This is a genomic window from Chryseobacterium amylolyticum, assembly GCF_051011775.1.
Taxonomy (GTDB): Bacteria; Bacteroidota; Bacteroidia; order Flavobacteriales; family Weeksellaceae; genus Chryseobacterium.
The window spans coordinates 127,552-152,417 of the sequence record NZ_JBPCHX010000002.1; the positions used below are offsets into that span (position 1 = coordinate 127,552).

Annotated in this window: 18 protein-coding genes; 13 read left to right on the forward strand and 5 right to left on the reverse strand. The window is 37.1% G+C overall.

Annotated elements, in window-relative coordinates; all coding sequences use genetic code 11:
* Both ACR1PO_RS05730 and ACR1PO_RS05735 read right to left on the reverse strand, forming a co-directional pair.
* Positions 1-1,260 carry a protein O-mannosyl-transferase family gene (locus tag ACR1PO_RS05730; protein WP_433986144.1) on the reverse strand — a complete coding sequence of 420 codons (1,260 nt, stop codon included), beginning with the start codon at positions 1,258-1,260 and terminating at the stop codon, positions 1-3.
* A gap of 1 nt (position 1,261) precedes the next feature.
* Positions 1,262-1,771 carry a DUF2480 family protein gene (locus ACR1PO_RS05735; RefSeq protein ID WP_332385686.1) on the reverse strand — a complete coding sequence of 170 codons (510 nt, stop codon included), beginning with the start codon at positions 1,769-1,771 and terminating at the stop codon, positions 1,262-1,264.
* A gap of 78 nt (positions 1,772-1,849) precedes the next feature.
* Between ACR1PO_RS05735 and lpxB the strand changes: the two genes are divergently transcribed.
* Together lpxB and ACR1PO_RS05745 are read left to right on the forward strand one after the other, a co-directional pair.
* The gene (gene lpxB, locus ACR1PO_RS05740; RefSeq protein WP_433986145.1) at positions 1,850-2,953 is read left to right on the forward strand and encodes a lipid-A-disaccharide synthase; all 1,104 of its coding nucleotides are present in this window, start codon (positions 1,850-1,852) and stop codon (positions 2,951-2,953) included.
* Positions 2,954-2,993: 40 nt separating this feature from the next.
* Entirely contained in the window at positions 2,994-4,082 is a 1,089-nt protein-coding gene (locus tag ACR1PO_RS05745) for a glycoside hydrolase family 99 protein (protein WP_433986146.1), read from the forward strand.
* A gap of 220 nt (positions 4,083-4,302) precedes the next feature.
* Here the strand turns inward: ACR1PO_RS05745 and ACR1PO_RS05750 are convergent, their stop codons facing one another.
* From ACR1PO_RS05750 to ACR1PO_RS05760, 3 genes are all read right to left on the reverse strand, one after another.
* On the reverse strand, positions 4,303-4,650 hold the full coding sequence (locus ACR1PO_RS05750; protein WP_433986503.1) for a DUF6705 family protein: 348 nt from the start codon (positions 4,648-4,650) through the stop codon (positions 4,303-4,305).
* Between the two features lie 67 nt (positions 4,651-4,717).
* Positions 4,718-5,269 (reverse strand): DUF6705 family protein, encoded by a 552-nt coding sequence (locus ACR1PO_RS05755; protein WP_433986147.1) that lies wholly within the window; start codon positions 5,267-5,269, stop codon positions 4,718-4,720.
* Between the two features lie 10 nt (positions 5,270-5,279).
* On the reverse strand, positions 5,280-6,632 hold the full coding sequence (locus tag ACR1PO_RS05760) for a hypothetical protein (protein ID WP_433986148.1): 1,353 nt from the start codon (positions 6,630-6,632) through the stop codon (positions 5,280-5,282).
* Positions 6,633-6,769: 137 nt separating this feature from the next.
* Between ACR1PO_RS05760 and ACR1PO_RS05765 the strand changes: the two genes are divergently transcribed.
* The 11 genes from ACR1PO_RS05765 to ACR1PO_RS05815 all read left to right on the forward strand — a co-directional run bounded on the left by ACR1PO_RS05765 (position 6,770) and on the right by ACR1PO_RS05815 (position 24,858).
* Complete coding sequence (locus ACR1PO_RS05765; RefSeq protein ID WP_433986149.1) at positions 6,770-6,940, forward strand: hypothetical protein; 171 nt, start codon at positions 6,770-6,772, stop codon at positions 6,938-6,940.
* A gap of 193 nt (positions 6,941-7,133) precedes the next feature.
* Positions 7,134-8,906, forward strand: a complete 1,773-nt coding sequence (locus ACR1PO_RS05770; RefSeq protein WP_433986150.1) for a ComEC/Rec2 family competence protein — start codon at positions 7,134-7,136, stop codon at positions 8,904-8,906.
* Between the two features lie 144 nt (positions 8,907-9,050).
* Positions 9,051-9,713, forward strand: a complete 663-nt coding sequence (locus ACR1PO_RS05775) for a succinate dehydrogenase cytochrome b subunit (RefSeq protein ID WP_002976313.1) — start codon at positions 9,051-9,053, stop codon at positions 9,711-9,713.
* Positions 9,714-9,728: 15 nt separating this feature from the next.
* Positions 9,729-11,741 (forward strand): fumarate reductase/succinate dehydrogenase flavoprotein subunit, encoded by a 2,013-nt coding sequence (locus ACR1PO_RS05780; protein WP_002976315.1) that lies wholly within the window; start codon positions 9,729-9,731, stop codon positions 11,739-11,741.
* Between the two features lie 24 nt (positions 11,742-11,765).
* Complete coding sequence (locus ACR1PO_RS05785; protein ID WP_002976316.1) at positions 11,766-12,533, forward strand: succinate dehydrogenase/fumarate reductase iron-sulfur subunit; 768 nt, start codon at positions 11,766-11,768, stop codon at positions 12,531-12,533.
* Between the two features lie 308 nt (positions 12,534-12,841).
* Entirely contained in the window at positions 12,842-14,386 is a 1,545-nt protein-coding gene (locus ACR1PO_RS05790; protein WP_433986151.1) for a TlpA family protein disulfide reductase, read from the forward strand.
* 107 nt (positions 14,387-14,493) lie between these two features.
* On the forward strand, positions 14,494-15,906 hold the full coding sequence (gene rlmD, locus ACR1PO_RS05795) for a 23S rRNA (uracil(1939)-C(5))-methyltransferase RlmD (RefSeq protein ID WP_433986152.1): 1,413 nt from the start codon (positions 14,494-14,496) through the stop codon (positions 15,904-15,906).
* Between the two features lie 31 nt (positions 15,907-15,937).
* On the forward strand, positions 15,938-16,414 hold the full coding sequence (locus ACR1PO_RS05800) for a DUF6452 family protein (RefSeq protein WP_433986153.1): 477 nt from the start codon (positions 15,938-15,940) through the stop codon (positions 16,412-16,414).
* Positions 16,380-17,045: a DUF6048 family protein gene (locus ACR1PO_RS05805; protein ID WP_433986154.1), complete on the forward strand. Its 666-nt coding sequence runs from the start codon at positions 16,380-16,382 to the stop codon at positions 17,043-17,045. Before ACR1PO_RS05800 ends, ACR1PO_RS05805 begins: the two co-directional genes overlap by 35 nt.
* A gap of 180 nt (positions 17,046-17,225) precedes the next feature.
* A complete protein-coding gene (locus ACR1PO_RS05810) occupies positions 17,226-20,261 on the forward strand; it encodes a reprolysin-like metallopeptidase (RefSeq protein WP_332385691.1) in 3,036 nt (1,011 codons plus the stop codon).
* Positions 20,262-20,427: 166 nt separating this feature from the next.
* Positions 20,428-24,858 carry a GEVED domain-containing protein gene (locus ACR1PO_RS05815; RefSeq protein ID WP_332385692.1) on the forward strand — a complete coding sequence of 1,477 codons (4,431 nt, stop codon included), beginning with the start codon at positions 20,428-20,430 and terminating at the stop codon, positions 24,856-24,858.
* The last annotated feature ends 8 nt before the right edge of the window (positions 24,859-24,866 follow it).

The following is a 24,866-nucleotide window of genomic DNA, read 5'->3' on the forward strand; positions in this document are numbered from 1 at the left end:
TTAAAGTTTTCTGATCTGATCTTCTGTATATCCTTTGCTTTTTAACAGCTTTATATATTCTACTGCACTAACGGTCATCCATTCAATAGGTTCTGGAGCCTGCTTTTTATCAATGGTGAATTCCAGAATACCTACATTGTTATTCATCCATGGAAGTATATAATAAGAGAGCCCGCCTTTATACTCCTTAAATGAATGGAACTCTTTTCCTTTCTCTGTTAAGAATATGACTTTATACAGCAAAAAATATCCCACAGGAATCAACAGGCAAACCCATGAAAATTTTCTTAGATGAGCATATTTGATAGAAGAGAGACCATAACCTATAGACAAAGCAAAAATGATATTGAAAGGCAAAAAGAAAACATAATTGTCTGATACCGCATAAAACGTTGAAAATCCATACACACATACGGCTCCCGCAGCAAAAACAGAAAACATTTTTCTGTTGGTCTTGTACAATAGAAAAATTCCAGCGATACCAAAATAGGTGAACAGATTGAAATTATAAATAAGATATACGAAAGATTGAAAAAAATCCTTTACATATTGAATGAAATCTTTTTTCAGGGAATCTTCTACCCATGTTCCCTGGTCAGAACTATAAGGAGATTTGAAAGGAAGCCCCTGGGAGATATTCAGAATGAATAAAGAACTGAATAGCACAACAAAAATCAATAGTGAAGCTGCAGCATATTTTTTTTCATTTCTGAAATAAAATAGAAAGATCAGTAAAGCTGGGATCAGGAGAATATTCTGAATATGTACCCATAAGCTTATCCCTAGAAATACACTGCTTAACAGGATATAGATTCTTTTGTTTTCTGTAAAACTTTTGATAACCGAAAAGAAAAAAAGGCTTACCCAAAACGAATTATAAGTATATACTTCCACGATTTCCGCATTTCTCCAAAAGGTAAAACTGAAACCAAATACAAAAGCAGCCGTAATAGAAGCCCATTCTGTTTTTGAAATACTTTTCACCGTGAGATAAATGACAGAAACTGTGGCGGCCCCTGAAGAAACTACTAAAAACCTGCTTGCTTCAATAGCGTTGATCCCTGCCAGATTTTTAATGAAAATAACAGTATTAATATATAAAAAGTGACTGGTTGCGGTAGCCGTTGTTTCCCATATGCCTTTTTCTGCACTCAGCACAAATCCCACACAGTCTGCAAAAGGAATTTTTGAAAAACTCCCGCAATAATAGATACCAAGAAAAATAATAAATAAAAATACGGCTGATAAAGATTTGTTCATATTAGTTCTTTACAATAGGAACATTAGAGCAAGCTTCTCCGAACATCAGGGATTTTACTATTGGTTTTAACTGTTCTACCAATTCAATATAAGCATTTTCAGGGATTTCTTTATCAGAGCAGCCTTTTACAAGCACTCTTTTTCCTCTCATTTCCTCAAAATCATAAGTCTGGATGGCATTATGCATTAAAATAACCTCCAGATCTTCGCGGCTTCCAAATACTATTTTCTTGGCTACATCCGTAAGTTTTGCCGTTAACACAAAATAAGCCCAAAGAGGAATAATAGTATCTACAGAATTGTAGATGTATATATAAGCATCTTTATATTGTTCAGTATCGATTGCGTCTACCTTTTCACGGAAATCTTTTTCTTTGAGGATCATCTCCTGGAAAAGAAAATCTTTAAGGTCAATACCCTTTCTTTCCCCTTTTGGCAGTAAAGTGGTAAGGTCAAAATTGATAAGGCCGCTTTCTGCAACTTTATTCCTGATTTCAAATTCTTCTGACATTTTTTATCATTATCTTTGAACAAATTTACGAATTAAGATCATATCTGTCTTAATTTGTTCTCTATCCTTACTATAGAAATGAAGTATTATATTATTGCAGGAGAAGCTTCCGGTGACTTGCATGGAAGCAACCTGATGAAAGCCTTGAAACATAAAGATCCCAATGCGGAATTCAGATTTTGGGGAGGTGATCTGATGAAAGCTCAGGGGGGAACACTGGTAAAACATTATCGTGACCTTGCTTTTATGGGATTCCTGGAAGTTGTAATGAACCTCCGCACCATTCTGAATAATATTAAATTCTGTAAAGAGGATATTCAGAAGAACAGACCTGATGTTTTGATTCTGGTAGATTATCCGGGTTTTAACCTGAGAATTGCCAGATTTGCCAAAGAGCTTGGAATCAAGGTCGTTTATTATATTTCCCCACAGCTTTGGGCGTGGAAAGAAGGACGTGTAGAGATTATCAAAAAATATGTGGATGAAATGATGGTGATTCTTCCTTTTGAAGAGGATTTTTACAGAAAGCATGGTGTTCACTCTCATTTTGTAGGCCATCCTTTGCTGGATGCTATTTCAGATTTGCAGGAAATCAGTGTTGAAAAATTCAAATCGGAAAACGGACTCAATGAAAAAGAAATCATTGCTCTTTTACCGGGTTCCAGAGAACAGGAAGTGGAAAAGATGCTTGAAATGATGCTTTCTGTAAGACCGCAATTTCAGAACTATCAGTTTGTAATTGCCGGAGCGCCGAGCCTTCCGAAAGAATTTTATCAGAAATATGTGGATGATAATGTTCACTTTGTTTCCAATAAAACCTATGATTTGCTAAGATGTTCAAAAGCAGCTCTCGTAACTTCCGGAACGGCTACCCTGGAAACTGCTTTGCTGAACATTCCTGAAGTGGTGTGCTATCGCGGAAGCAAAATTTCTTATGCCATTGCAAAAAGACTGGTGAAAAATATCAATTACATTTCTCTGGTTAACCTGATTATGGATCGAGAAGTTGTGAAAGAACTGATTCAAAATGATCTGAATACTAAAAATCTGGTAGCAGAACTCAATAAAATTCTGGCAGGAGAAAAAAGAGAGCAGGTTCTGAATGACTACCATCTTCTGAGAGAAAAACTTGGTGGAAAAGGAGCCAGTGAACATGCTGCTGAGGTAATATTGAAAGTATAATTTTTACCAGGGTCTTTGAGAATTTAATTACTTTTTAACTATGAATTATTTTAACCGTTTCCTGTTATTACTGACCATTACATTATTTTTTTCAAACAGTTTTGCACAGCAGAATAACGAAAGAGATAAAGTCCAGATATTTTATTACGGCTGGTACGGAAATCCTGCAACAGACGGAAGCTATCATCACTGGAATCATGAGATCCTTCCTCATTGGAATAATCCGAAATGGAACAACCTGGGGCATCACAAAGGAGGAGATGATATTGGAGCTAATTTTTACCCGGCACTGGGAAATTATAGTTCCAATGACCCAAAGATCATTGAGAAGCATATGAAAATGATCAAGGATGCCGGGGTGGGAGTCGTTGTAGTAAGCTGGCTGGGGAAAGATTCGTTCACAGATAAGAGTCTTATCAAATATCTGGATATTGCAGACCGGTTTCATTTAAAAATAGCATTCCACATAGAGCCTTTCTATAAAAATACATCAGAATTAAAGGAGCAGCTTTCTTATCTCATAAAAACCTATTCTCACCACCATGCTTTCTATAAAAAAGAAGGGAAGCCCCTTTTTTATGTGTATGACAGCTATAAAATTCCCAAAGAAGAATGGAAAAAAATACTATCCGAAAATGGGGAGAAAACAGTCAGGAATACAGATTTAGATGCTGTTTATATCGGGCTTTGGGTTGAAAAGGATGATGCTGAATTTTTTGATTCGTCAGGATTTGACGGTTTCTATACCTATTTTGCCAGCGAAGGCTTTGTGTATGGAAGTACTGTTGCCAACTGGAATTTTATGGCCGGTTTTGCCAAAGAGCATCACCTGATTTTTATCCCTTGTGTCGGGCCGGGTTATTCGGATACAAGAATACGTCCGTGGAATGAAGCCAACTTCAAAAGCCGAAACAATGGAAAGTATTATGAAAATATGTTTGATGCTGCCATCAAAGTTAATCCGGATTTCATTGGAATCACATCATTCAACGAATGGCATGAAGGAACACAGATAGAGCCAGCTGTTCCTAAAAAGGCAGGGGATTTCAAATATGAAGATTATGGGAAAGATCCTTTATTTTATATTAAAGAAACAAAGCGTTTGACGGATAAATTTCTGAAAAAATAAACCGCTGAAAAGCGGTTTATTTTTTATTGTCTTGTTAAATGTATAATCTTATTATCTGGAAGAGTGGTTTTAAAGTTACTACAGTCCTGAGTTACAATATCATTGTCTGGATGAAAATTAACTCCCAATTGATTGGGGGGGTCTGGTTTTATCCACATGTAAAAATATCCATAATCAATACATCTTACCTTACCGCCAAGAAAATACATTAAATATACTTTTAAATCTTTCTGAAAATTAAATCCAGTAAATTTGATTTTAGTATCAGGAGTATTAAATTATCATATTCTACGACACCATTAGCATTTGTTATTTTTACCCTTCCAATAAGCATGTCCCATTTTTGATTTTCTCCCACATTTTCTTTTTTGATAAAATTAAATTCGTAATTTTTACCATCTCTATTGTCTTTCCAAGTGCCAATATATTTGTTTAGTGAATTATTAATATCTTTCACATAAGTGGCATTGGGACATGTTTGAGAGGGAATGCATTGTGCCATTGTTTCAAGAGAGGCAGTTTGACCTATACAACCTGTAAAAGCGGCAAGGCATATAATACTTAAAATATTTTCATCTTACTGCTATTAATTAAAAATATCAATTCAAAAAAAACGCTGAAAAGCGGTTTTTTATCTATTGCCTTGTTAAACTTATAACTTTTTCAGCTGGCATAGTTGTAGTAAAATTAGAACAATCTTGGGTTACTATATCATAATCAGGTAGAAACAGAACGGTCATTTTGTTTGGCTCAGATTTTATTCTAAGATATAGGAATCCATAATCAATGCATCCCGATTTATTACCGGAGAAGTTCATTAAATAAGCTTTTAAATCTTTCTGAAAATTAAAACCAGTAAATTTGATTTCAGTATCAGGAGTATTAAAATTATCATATTCTACGATACCATTAGCATTTGTTATTTTTACCCTTCCAATAAGCATGTCCCATTTTTGATTTTCTCCCACATTTTCTTTTTTGATAAAATTAAATTCATAATTTTTGCCATCTCTATTCCCTTTCCAGGTACCAACATATTTGTTTAGTGAATTATTAATATCTTTTACATAAGAGGCATTTGGGCATGTTTGAGAGGGAATGCATTGTGCCATTGTCTCAAGAGATACAGTTTGACCTATGCAACTTGTAAAAGCAGCAAGGCATATAATACTTAAAATATTTTTCATAATTTCTATTTTATAATCCGGCACATCCGGTAGTCATTTTATTATTTTCAGGTGTTAGTCTTAATTCATAATTTGTATTATTAGAAGCATCCATCCTATAAAGATTTACAGCTTTTACATTCATTCTTTCACTAATGAATCTTAAGAAAGTTAGCTCCAAATCAGTGGACTTTAACATGTCGGTTTTATATATTTCGTGTAAATTTTCAACCTGAGCCTTTGTAAATGTTTTGATTTGATACTGATTTCCTGTAAATCGAATTTCATAGTTCCCTGTGCTTGTAACCATTACGGCATATACATCTGATAAAGGTCTACCTGCATCTTGAGCATTTTTTAGCATATCCATAAAATATGCCACATCAGCAGGAGAAAACATTCTTATACCTTTTCTTATTACTTCGTCTCCGTTTTCATCAGTATAAGTATGATCGTTAACGTGCGTATGAAGATAGCCCATTATATCTTTGTTTGCCTGTAAAGTTGCGTTTGGAAGAGATAGACTGTTTTTATTTTCTGTTTGTGTTGCTGCATCTTGATACGTGTAAGATCCATTTGTTCTTTGAATATACCCTGTCTCTTTTTTTAGACCAGTATTATTTTCTAAATTATTGAGATTATTTTGGAAATTAACATTTTGTCTTTGTTCCCGTAATAACTTACAATAATCAGCAAGAGCCTGCTCCTCTGGTGTATATGGATAGCCACCGTTGCCACCACCACCTCCGCCGCTTCCGCCGTCACCTCCGTTTCCACTACCACATTGTGAATCGGGTGACATATCCAGACACTCCAAGTAAGGACCGGATGGTGAGCAACGTGTTTCTACGAAATGATCAACCTGCAGTATGGCTCCGGTTACAGTATCTGTCCAGGTAACTGTTTTTTCAATAGTTATACAGTCGTTCTTACTTTGAGCATTTCCCGAGTGTTCTTTAATAGTTCCGGAAAGATCTTTCCTGTCTTTAAAAACTAATAGATCAAAAAACTTTTTGGAGTTTTCATTACGATCTATTTTAAAAAAGACTCTATCACCTTCTCTTTTTACTACAGCTATAAAATTCACCTTTCCGTCTTTTATAACGGGAACTTCAAGGAAACTTTCTTCACCTGCTGTTGTAGCATAATTCCAGGCGATTTCATCATGTTTGGCCTTAACATAATTGGGGTCTGAATAGGTTTCAAATATTTTCTTTACATTTTTAATGTATTTTTCGTCTTCTTTCCAAAGACTTTTTGAAGTGTATTCCTGTGATAGGATAGAAGCCTCAGAAGCAGATGAGGTTTCATCATGAATGCAGGAGGAAAGAGAAAATGTGATGATTGCCAGCAGCAGCAACCAATGAGTTGTTTTTTTCATCATACGATTTCTGTTTTTTAGATTTTAAATATACAAATTTTATCACATTAATGTGATTTTGTACAAAAATATATTTTTCCGCCTTTCTAGAACTAGAGGTTGATATTAATGATTTACTCAATGATAGTGCTAATAATGTCATGACAAATAATGAATTTAGCGATCATGCTGTTGCTGCTGTTAACCAATACAATCCTGTTTTCAATATGCAGTCTCCAGAATTATTAGAGAGTATTCTAAAAAATCAGGAACAGCTTGCCAGGCTTATGGAAATACAAAGTAAGCTGATAGAAAACCTTCTCAAAAAATAGAGCATAAGAACAATTTATAAAAAGTCTGGAACCGTTGTTTCAGACTTTTTGCTTTTTAATACAAATTGCTTTTTAGTAGCAAAAAATCAGGTTCTCTATTAATTTTTTTATGATGTTTTGAGTTGGTATTTAGTTGTTAAAGAGGAGATGATTTAAAAAGTAATTGTCTATTTTTCTGAGATAACTTAATCAATTGCAAAAACAGCCTCTTCTTATTCTCGCAGTATGTTTTATTCTTGGAATTTTTTTTCAGGATAAAATGATGTTGGCAGAATGCACTATTTATTGGACTGCCGCAATTTGTTTGCTTCTTCTGATCTTAATATGCTTCCATTCTTATTTTCTGTACAAAACCAAAACCGTTTTACTGATGCTTTTGTTTTTTGGAGCAGGAATTATTCTTCATTTTTATAATTCCTTTTCATCAGGTGAACATTTGCAGGTAAAGCAAAAAGAAATAATAATTTTTAAGATTTCTCAAAAACTGAGCTCTACTGAAAAATATAGAAAATATGAAGGAACAGCACAAACTGGAAACAAAAGTTTACATTCAATTTTTTATGTTCCAAGAGATTATAAAGAGCTGAATTTTATTCATTATTACAAGACTGAGGCTTATATTACGCAGCCTGAAGCTCCTCAATATGATTTTCAGTTTGATTACACCCGGTATCTCGGAAGAAAGCATATTTATTATCAGATTTATATTTCAAAAGAGATCGGATCTGCATGGCGGGATGATTTAACAATTACAGATAAGCTGCGGCAATACAGGTTTACAGTTCTCAATAGAATTGATGAAACCGGAATGTCAGGAAAAAGCAAAGAATTTTTAAAAGGCATTATTCTCGCAGACCGTACAGAAATTGATGCAGATACTGCCAGGGATTTCAATAAGTCAGGGCTGGTTCACTTTTTGGCGATCTCCGGAACCCATATCGTTGTGATCTTTGGAATGCTTTACTTTTTGCTGATCCGTTTTACTCCATTAAGATTCAGAAAATATGCAGTAACTATCAGTTTGGCTTTTATCTGGATGTTTGCTGCTTTTATTGGATTTGGAAATTCGGTTCTGCGTTCGTGTATTATGCTGAGCGTTTATTTTATCTTCATGTTGCTTCAACGGAAGCCGGATTTGCTTCATTCATTGGCTTTATCAGCCTTTTTTATTTTAATTGCAGATACACAACAGCTTTTTGATATAGGATTTCAGCTTAGCTTTTTAGCCGTTTTGGGGATTTATTGGCTGAATCAGCCCTTTTTAAAATATTTTCCCAAACAGGATAATTATATTAAAAAAATACTGTTTAATACCATTACAATATCTCTGTCAGCTCAGCTGGCAACATTACCTGTGGTACTGTATTACTTTCATCAGTTTTCATTGGTCTCGATCTTTGCGAATTTTGTTATTGTTCCCTTTTCTGAAATCATCATTGTTTTTTCATTCTTAATGACCGCGCTCATTTCTGCCAGCGCTGATTTTGAATTGATAAACCGGGTCTATGATTGGGTTATTCATATTTTACTCAAGGCGATCCATTGGTTTGCTGAGGTAGATGTATTGTTCTTTGAAAATATTCCGATGAATGGGATGGAAGTACTGTCAGTTTCAGCAGCCGTTTTTTTACTAAGGTCTTTGATGCTGAAATTCAATTTTAAAAACTCAATGGCATTGATGATGGCTGTTTTAGTATTTCTGATGATAAGAACAGGAAGTACGGCTTTTGAAAACCGGAAAGAAGAAATACTGGTTCATACCTTTGGTAAAAATAAAATTCTCTCCATAAAAACGGGGAACAAAGTGTCTTTCTGGATTTCGGATATGAAAAATGAGGCGAAGATTCTACGGTATGTTATCAACCCTTATTGTGCATCCAGAAGGGTGGGCGGTTTTGAAATAAAAAGCATGTCATCTTCTGCCCAAAAAGCAGTTTTCAGAGATAAAATTTATGATCTGAAATAATGGTTCTTAAGTTAGAAATTTTCCCGCATCTATAATGGATAAATTCTTATTTAGAAAGATTACAAACTGTCTAATTGTGAGATTTCTCACTTTTTGATATTGTTAAACTTTCTTAATTTTGTGGAAATTCAAATTTAAACTTATATGGCAGGTTTAACGAGTTCTACGATAGGTAGAAAATATGCTATGGCATTATCAGCTCTATTTTTGCTGATTTTTCTTATACTGCATTTGACGACCAATTTGTTATCAGTTCTGAATCGTGATGCATTCAATACAGCATCAGATTTTATGGGCTATAATCCTTTTGTGCAGTTCTTAATGCAGCCTATTCTTGGTTTTGCAGTAATTTTCCATTTCATTATGGGGTTTGTATTGGAGATCAAGAATAATAAAGCGCGTCCGATCAAGTACGCATCTAACAATCCTTCTGTGAACTCTTCATGGATGTCCAGAAATATGATTATTTCAGGAGCTGTTGTTTTAGCTTTTTTAGTGCTTCACTTTTACGATTTCTGGTTACACGAGATCAACTACAAGTATGTAGAAGTTTTGACTCCTGATGCAGAACGTTTCTGGCCGGAGCTTCATGAGAAGTTTGCGGATATCTGGAGAGTCGCTTTGTATGTAATTGCTTTTGTTTTATTAGGCTTACACTTAGCTCACGGATTCCAGTCTTCATTCCAGTCTATTGGAGCAAGACATCCAAAATATACACCGGTAATCAAAGCTTTCGGAAAATGGTATTCAATCCTTATTCCTGCAGGGTTTATTTTTATCGCAATTTTTCACTTTGTAACTCAATAATATCAATATACTAATATGAGTAAATTAGATTCAAAAATTCCAGCGGGTCCTTTAAAGGATAAATGGAAAAATCATAAAGACCATATGAACCTTGTTGCACCAAACAACAGAGATAAGATTGATATTATTGTTGTAGGTACAGGTTTGGCAGGAGGTTCTGCAGCAGCTACATTAGCTGAGCAAGGCTATAACGTAAAAGCATTCTGCTATCAGGATTCTCCAAGAAGAGCTCACTCTATTGCAGCTCAGGGAGGGATCAACGCAGCTAAGAATTATCAGGGAGACGGTGACTCTACTTATAGATTATTCTATGATACCATCAAAGGTGGCGACTATAGAGCAAGAGAGGCCAACGTTTACAGATTAGCTGAAGTTTCTGCAAATATTATTGACCAGTGTGTTTCCCAGGGGGTTCCTTTCGGTAGAGATTACGGAGGTCAGTTAGATAACCGTTCATTTGGTGGGGTTCAGGTAAAAAGAACTTTCTATGCAAAAGGACAAACCGGACAGCAGTTATTATTAGGTGCTTATTCTGCAATGAGCCGTCAGATCGGTAAAGGTAGAATCAAAATGTACAACCGTCATGAAATGATGGATCTTGTAATTGTTGACGGAAAAGCAAGAGGAATCATCGCAAGAAACCTTGTAACAGGTGAAATCGAAAGACATTCTGCCCACGCTGTAGTTATTGCTTCGGGAGGATACGGAAACGTATATTTCCTTTCTACCAACGCAATGGGATCGAACGTTTCTGCAGCATGGAAAATTCACAAGAAAGGAGCTTACTTCGCAAATCCTTGCTATGTACAGATTCACCCGACTTGTATTCCTGTTCACGGAACACAGCAGTCTAAACTGACTTTGATGTCTGAATCATTAAGAAACTCAGGAAGAATCTGGGTTCCTAAAAAGATTGAAGATTCTGTGGCCATCAGAGAAGGTAAACTGAGACCTGAAAATATTAAAGAAGAAGACAGAGATTATTATTTGGAAAGAAGATATCCTGCATTCGGTAACCTTGTACCTAGAGACGTTGCTTCAAGAGCTGCTAAGGAAAGATGTGATGCCGGATTCGGAATTGAAAATAATGACACCAAAGAAGGCGTTTACCTTGATTTCTCTACAGAGATCATGAAGAAAGGTAGAGAAGCCGCTATCGAAAAACATATTCATAACCCAACAGATCAGCAGATCTATGACCTTGGTAAGAAGTGGGTAGAGGAGAAATACGGTAACTTATTCGTAATGTACGAAAAAATTACAGCAGATGATCCTTACAAAACTCCAATGAAGATCTATCCTGCAGTTCACTATACAATGGGTGGTGTATGGGTTGATTATAACCTTCAGTCTACAATTCCTGGATGTTTCGTAATCGGTGAGGCCAACTTCTCAGATCACGGTGCAAACAGACTTGGTGCTTCTGCATTGATGCAAGGTCTTGCTGACGGGTATTTTGTACTTCCGTACACGATTGCAGATTACCTTTCTGCAGATATCAGAACAGGAGCTATTCCTACCAATTCAGGAGCGTTTGACGAAGCTGAAAAAGGAATTAAAGAGAAAATTGATTTCTTCTTAAATAATAAAGGAACTCATTCAGTAGACTATTTCCATAAGAAACTGGGGCACATTATGTGGAACAAAGTAGGTATGGGAAGAACTCCTGAAGGGTTGAGAGAAGCAATCAAAGAAATCGAAGAAGTAAGAAACGATTTCTGGAAAAACGTAAAAGTACCTGGTGAAGGAGAAGGGATGAACACTGAGCTTGAAAAAGCATTCAGAGTAGCAGACTTCCTGGAACTTGGACAATTAATGGCTATCGATGCACTACACAGAAATGAATCTTGTGGTGGACATTTCCGTGAAGACCATTCAACTCCGGACGGAGAAGCGGAAAGAGATGACGTAAACTACAAATACGTCGGAGCTTGGGAATATCAGGGAGCAGATATCAACGCGGAAGTGTTGCATAAAGAAGAACTGATCTACGAGAACATCGAGGTTAAAACTAGAAGTTATAAATAATCTCCAACCTATAAATATAACATTATGAGTGCAAAAAAAGGCTTACATCTTACGCTGAAAATTTGGAGACAAAAAAATAGTAAAACTAAAGGTCAGTTTGAGACCTATAAAATATCAGATGTATCTACAGACTCTTCATTTTTAGAGATGCTGGATATCCTGAACGAAAATTTAATTAACGAAGGTAAAGAACCTATCGCTTTCGATCACGACTGCCGTGAAGGGATCTGCGGAATGTGTTCCCTTTACATCAATGGTAGAGCTCACGGGCCGGATACAGGGATCACTACCTGCCAGCTTCACATGAGAATGTTCAAAGATGGTGAAACAATCGTTATTGAACCATGGAGAAGTGCTGCTTTCCCGGTTATCAAAGACTTAATGGTAGACAGAAGCGCATTCGACAGAGTAATGGCAGCAGGTGGTTTCATTTCTGTGAATACTTCTGGTAATACATTGGATGCTAACGCTATTCCGGTTCCGAAAGAAGATGCAGACAGAGCAATGGATGCTGCGGCTTGTATCGGATGTGGTGCCTGTGTAGCTACCTGTAAAAACGGATCTGCAATGCTTTTCGTAGGAGCTAAGGTTTCTCAGTATGCATTGCTTCCTCAAGGTAGAGTAGAAGCTAAAAGAAGAGTTCTGAACATGGTGAAAGCTATGGATGAAGAAGGATTTGGTAACTGTTCAAACACTGGTGCATGTGAAGTAGAATGTCCTAAAGGGATTTCTCTTGAAAATATCGCAAGAATGAACAGAGAATACATGGCTGCTCTTGTAGATCAAGGATAGAATTGATTCAAATACATAGAAAATCGCCTTCATTTTTGGAGGCGATTTTTTTATGATAGGGATTAGCCTGTTAAAGTTTGTTAACTTATTGACTGGTTTTTGCTATTCTTTATTTATTAAGTATATATTTGGAGCGTAGTTGAATGGTTTTCAGAAAACACTTTCAATTGCTTTTTACCATGAAAAAGAGATTGTTAAACAGTGCAAATCCCGCTTTTGAACGGTAATAATAAAATTTTTAAAAAAAATAAATAGTGTGAATTAGCAAGCCCTAAAAAGCGTATTTTTGTGTAATATTAAAAATTGAAATGAAAAAATATCTTTTATTGTTTATCATCACATTTTTTGTGATGTCTTGTTCAAAAAAAGTAGAAGTAAAAGGAAAAATTACTGGAAGCTCACCTTTAGAAAGAATTGAATTTGTAGAAGCTTCAGGGGTAGGAACCCTGCCTTTAATTAATATTGGTCTGGATAAAGACGGAAACTTTTCAGGAAATTTTGACGCTCCTAAAGACGGGATGTACGTGATCAACTATGCAGGCAGACAAAACCTGATCTATCTTGAAGGAGGACAAAAAGTAAATATCTCTGGAAACGGGGCTACTTTCCCAAATGAATTCGTAATTACCGGAGATGCTAAGAAAAATAATGATTTCCTTACAGCTACTCAGAAATTTTTAGCTGACTATGGTACTAAAGTTAACTTACAGGTATTAATGAGTGGAGATGAAGCTGCATTTCTGAAAGGAATGCACAAAATTGAAACTGATATTAATAAAAATGTAGATGATCTTGCAAAAAAGAATAATCCAAGTAAAGCACTTTTAGAATGGAAGAAAAACGATGTGAAAGTAACCATTCTTAATTTACTTGCCAACTATGAAATGTCTCATGGACCAATGTCCGGAAATCCTTCTTACAAAGCTTCCAAGGCTTTCAAAGATTACGAAACTCAGTTAGAAACCGACAAAGATACGATGGTAAAAACCATTCCTCTTTACAGACAATATCTTCTTGTAAAAATGACTCCGGATTTCCAGAAATATGCTGAAGCCAACAGCAAAGGAAAAACAGGAATTACAACTTCTGAGATGTTCGCTCAGTATTTAAAAACAAAGAAAGATTTATCCCAGACTGCAAAAGATTATCTTTTGGCATTTGTAATGGCTCAGGCTGATATTCATCCTACAACTCCTGCTGCAAATATTGACAAGATTAAAAAGATTATCGATTCAGATATTAAAGATGCTACGATTAAAAGTGACCTTTTAAAAATGCAGGTTGCTATTACAGGACTTAAAATTGGTGAAGCGGCTCCTAAAGCGGCTTTGGTAAAGCAAGACGGAAAGGCTTATAAACTTTCTGAAAACAAAGGAAAACCTTATATGCTGTTCTTCTATGCTTCATGGAATCCTTACATCAGCGAAGCTACAGTACCTGTATTGAAAGAAGTGGTGAACTTCTATAAGTCTAAAATGAATTTTGTATATGTAAACGTTGACGATACAAAAGACCAGTTCATTAAAACAAGCAACGCTTTGTTGAAAGGAATTCAGGGAGTGAATGTTTACGGAGAAGGAGGCCTGAACTCTGATATCGCAAAGAAATACGGGGTATACGGATTCAAATTACCTTGCTTTGTCATCATTGATAAAGACGGTAAAATCGCCAGCAGATCATTTGTGAACCTTGGTGAGCAGGAATTAGTGACTATTCTGGATAAGCAAACAGGCCTTTCTGCACCAAAAGTAGATCCGAATGCTCAAATGCAGCCACAATTGCAGCTTGATCCTTCTGCGGCACAGCAGCAAGCTCCACAGCCAGCAAATCCGCAGCCGGCTCCGACAAAATAATAAACTTTAACACAGTATAGAAACCTTATCTGCGGATAAGGTTTTTTTTATTGTATTTTTGCAAACTGAAACGTAAGGTTTCAATTAGGAAAATAGAAAATTTTAGAATGAGCAGGAAGAAAAAAAGAGATATAGTTCTTGAAAATATAAAGCTGTTAACAGCCGGTGCAAAAGGCGTGGCAATTGGAAGAACAGACGAAGGTAAGACTGTAATGGTCTCAGGTGCAATTCCAGGTGATGTTGTCAATGTGAGAGTGAAAAAAGCGAAGTCAAAATATTATGAAGGCGAAGCTGTGGAAGTGCTTGAGAAATCACCTTACAGGGTTGAACCTAAATGTGTTCATTTCGGTACCTGCGGAGGGTGTAAGTGGCAGAATATGAGCTATGAAAAACAGCTTGATTTTAAGCAGGAAGAAGTATACAATAATATTAAAAGAATAGGCGGTATTGATGCTTTTGAAACCGTGCCGATTCTAGGATCTGAGGAGCAATATTTTTACAGAAATAAAATGGAGTTTTCTTTCTCCAATGCAAGATGGCTTACCCAGTACGAAATCAGCTCTGAAGAGAATTTCGGAAGCAAAGATGCTTTAGGTTTCCATATCCCGGGAATGTGGAGCAAAATTCTTGACCTGAAAGAATGTTTCCTTCAGGAAGATCCTTCCAATGCAATAAGACTGGCAGTAAAAGAATATGGAGTAAACAATGGTCTGGACTTCTTTGATGTGAGAAATCAGGAAGGGTTTTTAAGAACCTTAATGATGAGACAGAATTCCAAAGGAGAATGGATGGTTCTTTTCCAGCTTTACAGAGAAGAAAAAGAAAACAGAGAAAAGCTTTTTGAATTCCTATTAGAGAAATTCCCTCAGATTAAAACGTTGGTGTATGCTATCAACTCTAAACAGAATGATTCTATTTATGATTTAAATATTGAAGTATATTTTGGGGAAGGATACCTTATGGAAGAAATGGACGGACTGCAGTTTAAGATCGGTCCGAAATCATTCTTTCAGACCAACTACAAGCAGGCTTTGGAACTGTATAGAAAAACCCTGGAGTTCGCAGACCTGAAAGGAGATGAAGTGGTGTATGACCTTTATACAGGAACGGGTACTATTGCACAGTATGTGGCAAGAAATGCAAAACAGGTAATCGGAATAGAATCCGTACAGGAAGCGATAGATGCAGCGATAGAACATGCTGCATTGAACGGACTTACCAACACAACGTTCTATTGCGGAGATATGAAAGATATTTTCAATGATGAATTTATGGCTAACCATCCTAAAGCAGATGTGTTAATCACGGATCCTCCAAGAGACGGAATGCACCAGAAAGTTGTAGAACAGATCTTAAAACTTTCACCGGAAAAAGTAGTTTATGTAAGCTGTAATTCTGCAACACAGGCAAGAGACCTTGCTTTGATGAAAGAACATTATACTTTAGTAAAGATCTTACCGGTAGATATGTTCCCGCAGACACACCATGTCGAGAACATCGCATTGCTGGTTAAAAAATAAATTATTTAAATTTGAATTTCCAAATCTTACTATGAAGTACTTTAAATTTCTCATTGCAATCTGTTTTTTAGGGATGCTTTTTTCCTGTGGCGGTGATGATGATATTTGTGAAAGCGGAGAAGGAACTCCCAGAATGAAGGTAGGCTTCAGGACACTGGCAAGCGGAAAAGATACCACCATAGATACTTTGTATGTATCAGTAGACTATGGCGCAGGAAAGGTGGATCTGGGAAAACTTGCAAACATTGATTCCAGGTTAATTCCTTTACGTGTAGACAACTCACCGTATACAGACGTTTATTTCAAAACCAGATTCAAAGGCCCGGAGTCTCATGTAAGAATCGGGTATAGTACAAAGTCAACCTATGTATCTCCTGGATGTGGGATCAAAAAAACTTATGAAAATTTAACTTCAGAATTAGTAACTCCGAATCCTGTTCTGAAACTGGAAGCCGGACAAAATCAAATAGAGAATGAAGACAAGACTAATCTTTACCTTTCTTTTTAGTTTATTGGGAATAATAAGCTGGGCACAAGAGAAAAAAAAGGAAGCAGAGAAGAAAGTTCATGAGAAATATGAGCCTAATTTTATGGTTGGGCTTGATGCATTGAATACCGGAGTTGGGTTCTTTTCGGACAGAAAGCTGTATCAGGGATTTATTTCTTCGAAAATCAGAGGAAATGTACACGCCATTGCAGAGGCTGGTTTTGAAAAAAATATATACCAGAAGAATGGTTATGATGCTAAAGTAAATGGTCCTTTCGTTAAGTTGGGTGCATTCTATATGCTGGCAAAAGATGCGGAAAATGAATTCAACGGATTTTATGCAGGAGGGAAGGCTGCCGGATCATTCTACAACCAGGAATATATGGCAGTACCCGTTCGTGGATTTGGAGGAAGTAACTCTTCTGAAGCTTTTCCTTCATCATCACAGTCTTCTTTCTGGCTTGAGGGGACTATAGGCGGCAGAGTGCAGTTATTCAATTCCAACTTCTATATTGACGTGAATCTTCAGCCAAGATATTTGGTATACACTTCCAAGCAGGATGATATCTCTCCAATGATTGTTCCCGGATTCGGAAGAAGTTCTTCAAAGTTTAATATGGGATTTGCATGGAATATTGCCTATAAGTTTTAAAAATAGCCATCCTTAACTTTTAAAATATATAAAATACAAACTTCAGTACATTCTGGAGTTTGTATTTTTTTTAATGAATAAGCTTGAAGGGTGTATAATATTAAAAAATATTAACTTATTTTATCTGTGTGAGTTATAAATTAGCTATATTTGGCGAAAATTATAATTGTGTTTTAATTTATGAAAAGAGTATTTACTGCTTTAATGTTTACTTTTATAGGAGGAGCAGTGTTCGGCCAATGGACACCAACTTCTTTTAAAAAAGGAGACGATAACAAAAGAAGTACAGGATTTAGAGTAGATCAATCTAATGTAAGAGGTAATGGGTACTATAAGTTAGACCTGAACTTACTGAGATCTCAGCTGAAGAATGCACAGGAAATGGGAGCAAATTCCACTCCTGTAGTAATTTCTCTTCCTACTATGAGTGGGAAGATTGAAAGATTTAATGTATACAGTTTTCCAGTGGTTGTAAAAGAACTGGCAGATAAGTATGAACTAGGATCTTATGTTGGAACAAGTGTTGATGATCCAACCAAGTATTTAAGATTCAGTATTGCTCCTAATGATTTTCAGTCAATGATCATTCATGGAGACAAGTATGAATTTATTGACCCTGCTTCTGCAGATAAAACAGTTTATGCTGTTCACCCGAAAACAAAAAAGGAAAAGAATGGGTTCTTATGTTCTACAGAAGAATCTCCTGCTGCTAAGAAGGAAATAGATGCTTTACTAAAAAACGGACAGTCATTCTCAAACCAGCCAACAATTTTTAATAAGAGTTCTGATAAAAAATACAGAACAATGAGATTGGCAATGTCTGTTACAGGTGAGTATACTCAGTACTTTATGACGCTTGCAGGTGTACCTGCTACCGCTACAGATGACCAGAAAAGAGCTCCTGCACTGGTTGCTATCAATAATACTTTAACCAGAGTAAACGGAGTTTTTGAAAAAGATTTTGCATTGCATTTGAATTTACAGAATTTCCCAAATGTAATTTATATTGATCCGGCTACAGATCCATATGCCGCTGCTGCAACTGGGGCACAAGGTGCATGGAACGGACAGCTGCAAGCGGCTTTGACAGCCAATGTTGGAAATGAAAACTATGATATCGGGCACTTATTCGGTAAATCTGGAGGTGGAGGAAACGCCGGATGTATCGGATGTGTATGTGTTAATCCTACCACTACAGTTCCTAAAGGGAAAGGTTCAGGGTTTACTTCTCCTGCAAACGGAATTCCATCAGGTGATAGCTTTGATATCGACTATGTTGCACACGAGATGGGGCACCAGTTAGGAGCTAACCATACCTTCTCTCATAATATTGAAGGAAGTGGAGTAAATATGGAACCTGGTTCAGGATCTACCATTATGGGATATGCAGGGATTACTGGTCCTGATACAGATATTCAGCCAAATTCTGATGCTTATTTCCATAAAGCAAGTATCGGGCAGGTTCAGGCTAACTTAATCGCAAAAACCTGTGATGTGGAGACTACAATTACCAACAATCCACCGGTAATTAATGATCTTCCAACATATACTATTCCTAAGGGTACTGCTTTTGCTTTAACGGGTACTGCTACAGATCCTGAAAATGATCCGATGACTTATTCTTGGGAAGAAGTAGATGACGCAACCCTTTCTATTGATAAATATAACTTAGGAAATACTACGTCAGGAGCTTCATTCAGATCGGTTGCTCCAAGCACAAGCCCAACAAGATACTTCCCGAAATTTACATCCGTAATGAGTGGAGTATTGAATAATGCAAACAATACCTGGGAAGCTGTATCTACTAAAGCAAGAACTACAAAATTCGCATTAACAGTAAGAGATAATAATCCTGTTGTATCTCAACAGCAATCAGCTTTTAAAGTTCAGACAATTGTTGTAGGAGATAATGGCCCTTTCAGATTAGCTAACCAATATGCTGATGTAAATACTCCAACTCCGGTTCAGTGGATTGTTGCCAATACCAATGCAGCTCCTTATAATGTTGCTAATGTAAAAATTGACTATACTACAGATAACGGAACAACCTGGACTGTACTATCTGCTTCAACTCCTAATGACGGATCTGAAAACTTTACTTTCCCTTCTTCATTGAACGGTCAGACTATTAAGGTAAGAGTTTCTTCAATAGGGAATGTATTCTATGCTGTAGGGCCTGTTAGTATTGCGCCTCTATCTGCATGTAGCAGTGCTGCGCCAACTAATGTTGCTGTAAGTAATATTACTGTATCTTCTGCAAGTGTATCTTGGATGTCTTATACCGGAGCAACGTATAAAGTACGTTACAGAAAGGTAGGTACAACTGTATGGACTGAAGCTGATACAGCAGTTCCTTCAATCAACTTAAGTAATTTAATTGATGGTACAACATATGAAGTTCAGGTAGCTTTAGTTTGTGGTACTGTAGTAGGGACATATTCTGCTTCTGTAAACTTCAGTACGCCTGCAGTTACTTATTGTTCAGCTTCTACAACTGATACGAGCTATGAGTATATTGCAAATGTAACACTTGCCAATATAAATAATACTTCTGCAAGCAGTACATATACAAACTATACAACGAATTCAGCACTTCAGATTAACATGACAAAAGGAAATGTTTATCCTATGTCTGTTACGGTTGGAAACCCTGATGCTGCAGATTATGATACAGTAGCTGCATTTATTGATTTTAACAAGGATGGTGTGTTCAGTGATTCTGAAAGAGTACTGAATTACCCTGTAGCATTAACACAACCATCAACTGTAGTTAGTGGAAATGTTGCAATTCCAGCTGATGCAGTAGAAGGACAGCCGTTAAGAATGAGAGTGGTAGCTTTCTATGTAGGTGCTGGTACTGGAAACGGAAATGTTGGTCTGTCATTACCTACAGATTATATATGTGGAGATAATTTTGACTACGGAGAAGTTGAAGACTATAACGTAGTTATTACAGGTAACCTTGCTACTGCTGAAACTGCTGTTAAAAATAATGGTATTCAGATTTATCCAAATCCGGTAAGTGATATTCTAAACGTTACTAAGGTTTCAGATAAAGCAACTTATAAAATTTATAGTGCAGCCGGACAATTAGTAGATAAAGGAAATATCAATAATGGAAAAGTAAATGTTTCTACTTTAGTTAAAGGTGGTTACGTAATTACAATAGATGATAAAGGAATTGAGCAATTCAAATCTAAATTCATTAAGAAATAAAGATAACCTTTAAATATTAGCAAATCCCCGGAAATCTCCGGGGATTTCTTTATTTAAAGCATAAAGAGTTAATTTGCTGTTTTTTTTCAAAAAAAACCTAAATGCACTTATAAATTAATAATAAAAAATGATTAGATTTGTCTGATTAATATATAATGAAAACATTATGAAGAAACTCTTTACCTCTTTAATTCTGTTTCTCTGTTTGATTTGCACAGGCTTTGTATCTAAAGTCTCGGCTCAGGCAGGCCAGATCGGGACAGGAACGGGTACCTCAGTGTATCTCCCCATACGTTCCTATTACGGGTATAGTTATTCCCAGCAGATTTATACTGCTGCGGAAGTTTCGGCTGCCATTGGTACGTCGACCTATATCACAGCCATAAAGTTTTATGTAAACACCGTATCAAACTCTCCGGATTCCTACAAGGATTGGGTTGTTTACATGGGGAACACTACCCAGAATAACTTTACATCCAACACAAACTGGATTCCATTAGGTTCCTTAACTCAGGTGTATGCAGGAGACTTACCTGCTATATCGAATGGAAACTGGGTTACTCTTCAGTTGAATACTCCGTTTATTTGGAATGGGACAGACAATCTTGCGATTGCTGTAAATGAAAAAACGCCAGGTTATTCATCCTCTCCGGGGACAGCCTGGGGAACATATAATGCTGGGCCTAACAGAGGTATTCTTTATTATGAAGATACAGCAAACCCAAATCCGGCTTCACCGCCTTCTGCATCAGACAGATATTCTGACATTCCAAGAATACAGCTGGTAAGCCATCAGCTGACTCCATGTACTACTGCTCCGCCATCAAATATTACTGTGAGTAACATAACTACTGTATCGGCAGTTGTTAACTGGTACACGGCTACAGGGTCTACTTATGTAGTAAGATATAGAAGTTTACCTTCAGGGGCATGGCAGCAGGTTAACGTTACCGCCCCTCTTTCAGGGAGTGCCACAATTCCCGGACTGACAGAGCAGACCCAGTATGAAGTACAGGTGGCTACTATCTGTGGTGGTACTCAGGGAGCATTTTCTTCCAGTGTAAACTTTACAACTCCGGCACTTAGTTATTGTAATTCGGGTGCTACGAGTACTTATATTGATGGATATATCAACCAGGTTGCAGTTAACGCACAAGGTGCTCCATCTATGTATAGTAACTCTGATCAGAGTGGTTATACAGATTACAGTACAGACCCTACAAGAGTGGTTACTTTGGTAAGAGGTGGTAGTGCTACCGTTTCTGTTTCAAAAACGTGGCCAGGTTATCAGTATGGCTTCTTAACAGGAGTTTGGATTGACTTTAACCGTAATGGTACTTTTGAAGCGTCTGAAAGAGTACTTACCTCACCAAGTAATACCACCACTCCGGTAACAGCCACATTTACAGTACCAACCGCTGCCGGTGGTGCTTATACAGGAAACCTGACTACAAGAATGCGTGTTGTATTAAACGAATACAGCCCTATCAATGCTTGTGGAACATATTCTTACGGTGAAACTGAAGACTATGCGGTAAAACTGATAGATTTGTCAGCGTGTAATACAGCGCCGCCTTCTGGCATCATGGTGAATAACGTAACTCCTTCTTCAGCTAATGTTACCTGGGTTTCTACTACAGGAGCTACTTATATTGTAAGATACAGAGTTTCTCCTTCCGGAGCATGGCAGCAAATTGCAGTCAACACACCATTAATCAGTAACCAATTGCTTTCAGGATTATTGGAGCAGACAACATATGAAGTACAGGTAGCTACTATTTGTGGAGGAACAACAGGTGCTTTCTCACCAAGTGTTACCTTTACAACACCTGCTCTTACCTATTGTACAGCTGGTCCTACAAGTAATACTGCAACAAGCGGGTATATTAATAATGTAACGGTTACTCCGACGAATACTCCTATAATGATAAGTAATTCCGTATCTGATAATTATAAAGATTATACCACAGATGCAACAAGAGTAGTTATCTTTGAAAGAGGTTCAGCAAATAATAAAATTTCTGTAAACAAATACTGGCCTGGTTCTCCTACATCATATGGAGTTTCAGCATGGGTAGATTTTAACAGAAACGGAACGTTTGAAACAAGTGAAAGAATTCTTAACACAACTTATAACACAACTACTCCGGTAACGGCTACTTTCTCAGTACCTACTGTAGCAAGCGGTAATGTATATACAGGAAATCTTCCTACCCGTATGCGTGTTGTAATGAGATATTTTGATAATGCTAACCCTTGTGGAACATTCTCCCAGGGAGAGGTGGAAGACTATGCGGTAAAATTTGTAGACTCTCAGAACTGTTCAACGGCTCCTCCTACAAATATCACAGTAAACAATATTGGTGCAACTACAGCAACTGTATCATGGGTTGCTACTGTAGGAGCTACTTATAATATCAGATGGAGAACTACTCCTGGAGGTGTTTGGCAAACTGCTGCAGTTCCTGCCGGTCAGAACTTCTATGGGCTTACCGGTCTTACAGAACAGACCAATTATGAAGTTCAGGTTTCAACAACTTGTAATGGTTCTACAGGATCTTACTCCGGATCAGTAACATTTACAACACCACCGTTGTCTTACTGTCAGATGACAGGTACAGGAACAAATGACCATATTTCGAATGTAACAGTTACCTCTTCGAACCTTGGTGTTCCACCAATGAATAATACTTCGGTACAGGGTAACTATACCAGCTATACTACTCCTGAGACACTGATTACTTTAGATGTAAATTCTCAAAATAATAAAATCTCAGTAGCAAAAGGCTGGACGGGTTCAACAGGAAACGATGCTGTAACAGCCTGGATCGACTTTGACAGAAACGGACAGTTTACAGATGCAGAGAGAATTTTAATCTCTCCGGCTAATACAACTACTCCTGTTACGGCTACATTTGCAGTTCCTTCAACAGCTTATACTGGTGCATTGACAACAACAATGAGAGTGGTACTGAAACGTTCAAGTGCTCCTGTAATGTGTCAGAATGCTGTGGATGGAGAAGTTGAAGATTACAGAGTAAGAATCAGACCTTGCAGCAATGCAACTCCAAACGCACCGACATTTACAACCACTCATACAACAGCTACTGTTACGATCACAGGTGGAGGAGTAAGCTACGTAGTAAGATACAGAGTTCAGGGAACAACAACATGGACAGAAGTATATGCTTCTACACTATTGGGTAACCTTCCGTTAGTCATCAACAACCTGACACCAGCTACTACTTATGAGGTTGAAGTAGCCGCTATTTGCGGGGATGTTGTAGGAACAGCTACTCCAATCAAGACATTTACAACCAGATGTGACCCTACACCTCCTAATGTAACAGTAAGTAACATTACGCCAACAACAGCATTGATTACATGGGCTCCATTAGCGGCAAGCTCTACCTATACCATGAGATGGAGAAAAGTGGGTACAACTACATGGACAACTGTAAGCTTACCTGCACCACCAGCAAATACTTATGTTTTAGGAAGTACAACTCCATTAGAGTCATATACAACGTATGAAGTTCAGATCGCTAACCAGTGTAATGGTGAAACGACACTGAATCCATATTCAAACCCTAAAGTATTTACAACAGAAAGAATCTGCGAGATTCCGCCACCAGGATTAACAATTACCCAATTGCTTCCTACATCAGCGGCAATTCAGTGGGATCCTTTCCCTGGAGCAACGTATGTTCTTAGATATAGAAAAGTAGGGATTCCAAGCTGGACAGAAGTACCGTCATTAGTTAATAACCTTGTATTGACAGGTCTTACAGAATTAACAAAATATGAAATGCAGGTAGTGAATATCTGTAACGGTACGCCAGGAAACTATACTCCTCCTTACTACTTTACAACACCTACAGTAATCTACTGTAAGATGAAGGCTGAGAACTCTACAGGAGAGCATATTTCTAAAGTGACTGTTAAGCCTACCGGTAAGAAAACAATGGAAAATGAATCCGGAGCTTCTACCTATACAGATTATACAGGAGTGCCTAAAACATTTATCGAGATGATTCAGGGATCAACGGATAACGAGATCATCATCGAGAAAAAATGGACCGGAACTACTTACAACGAAGGAATCGCTGTATGGATTGACTTCAACAGAAACGGAGAGTTTGACATCAATGAAAGAGTATTCACTTCTTCACCTAACTCAAACAGCCCGGTTTCAGGTAAATTCAATGTGCCGTCAGATGCATTTGTAAGTATGACAGACTATAAGTACGTCGTGATGAGAGTAGCAATGTCCAGAGATGGTATCCCGGTAAACTGTACAGACTTCAAAAACGGAGAAGTAGAAGATTACACGGTAAGAATTTCTAAACCTGCTGTTTCCAATCCGATTGATCAGACAAGCGTTATGATTTATCCTAACCCTGTAAGTTCAGTATTGTTTGTGAAAAATGTTAGCAAGAGAGCTAAATATAAGATCTACAATGCTGCAGGACAGGTAATCGCAGACGGTATCTTATTAAACAACCAGATCAACGTAAGCAGATTGATTAACGGTGTTTATGTAATTGATATCGATGATAACGGTAACACTACACAAAAGAAATTTATCAAAGAATAAAACATAAA

Coding starts and splice junctions, on each gene's coding strand:
- ACR1PO_RS05730 (WP_433986144.1), bottom strand. CDS start 1,260: ATGAACAAATCTTTATCAGCCGTATTTTTATTTATTATTTTTCTTGGT.
- ACR1PO_RS05735 (WP_332385686.1), bottom strand. CDS start 1,771: ATGTCAGAAGAATTTGAAATCAGGAATAAAGTTGCAGAAAGCGGCCTT.
- lpxB (WP_433986145.1), top strand. CDS start 1,850: ATGAAGTATTATATTATTGCAGGAGAAGCTTCCGGTGACTTGCATGGA.
- ACR1PO_RS05745 (WP_433986146.1), top strand. CDS start 2,994: ATGAATTATTTTAACCGTTTCCTGTTATTACTGACCATTACATTATTT.
- ACR1PO_RS05755 (WP_433986147.1), bottom strand. CDS start 5,269: ATGAAAAATATTTTAAGTATTATATGCCTTGCTGCTTTTACAAGTTGC.
- ACR1PO_RS05760 (WP_433986148.1), bottom strand. CDS start 6,632: ATGATGAAAAAAACAACTCATTGGTTGCTGCTGCTGGCAATCATCACA.
- ACR1PO_RS05765 (WP_433986149.1), top strand. CDS start 6,770: ATGACAAATAATGAATTTAGCGATCATGCTGTTGCTGCTGTTAACCAA.
- ACR1PO_RS05775 (WP_002976313.1), top strand. CDS start 9,051: ATGGCAGGTTTAACGAGTTCTACGATAGGTAGAAAATATGCTATGGCA.
- ACR1PO_RS05780 (WP_002976315.1), top strand. CDS start 9,729: ATGAGTAAATTAGATTCAAAAATTCCAGCGGGTCCTTTAAAGGATAAA.
- ACR1PO_RS05785 (WP_002976316.1), top strand. CDS start 11,766: ATGAGTGCAAAAAAAGGCTTACATCTTACGCTGAAAATTTGGAGACAA.
- ACR1PO_RS05790 (WP_433986151.1), top strand. CDS start 12,842: ATGAAAAAATATCTTTTATTGTTTATCATCACATTTTTTGTGATGTCT.
- rlmD (WP_433986152.1), top strand. CDS start 14,494: ATGAGCAGGAAGAAAAAAAGAGATATAGTTCTTGAAAATATAAAGCTG.
- ACR1PO_RS05800 (WP_433986153.1), top strand. CDS start 15,938: ATGAAGTACTTTAAATTTCTCATTGCAATCTGTTTTTTAGGGATGCTT.
- ACR1PO_RS05805 (WP_433986154.1), top strand. CDS start 16,380: ATGAAGACAAGACTAATCTTTACCTTTCTTTTTAGTTTATTGGGAATA.
- ACR1PO_RS05810 (WP_332385691.1), top strand. CDS start 17,226: ATGAAAAGAGTATTTACTGCTTTAATGTTTACTTTTATAGGAGGAGCA.
- ACR1PO_RS05815 (WP_332385692.1), top strand. CDS start 20,428: ATGAAGAAACTCTTTACCTCTTTAATTCTGTTTCTCTGTTTGATTTGC.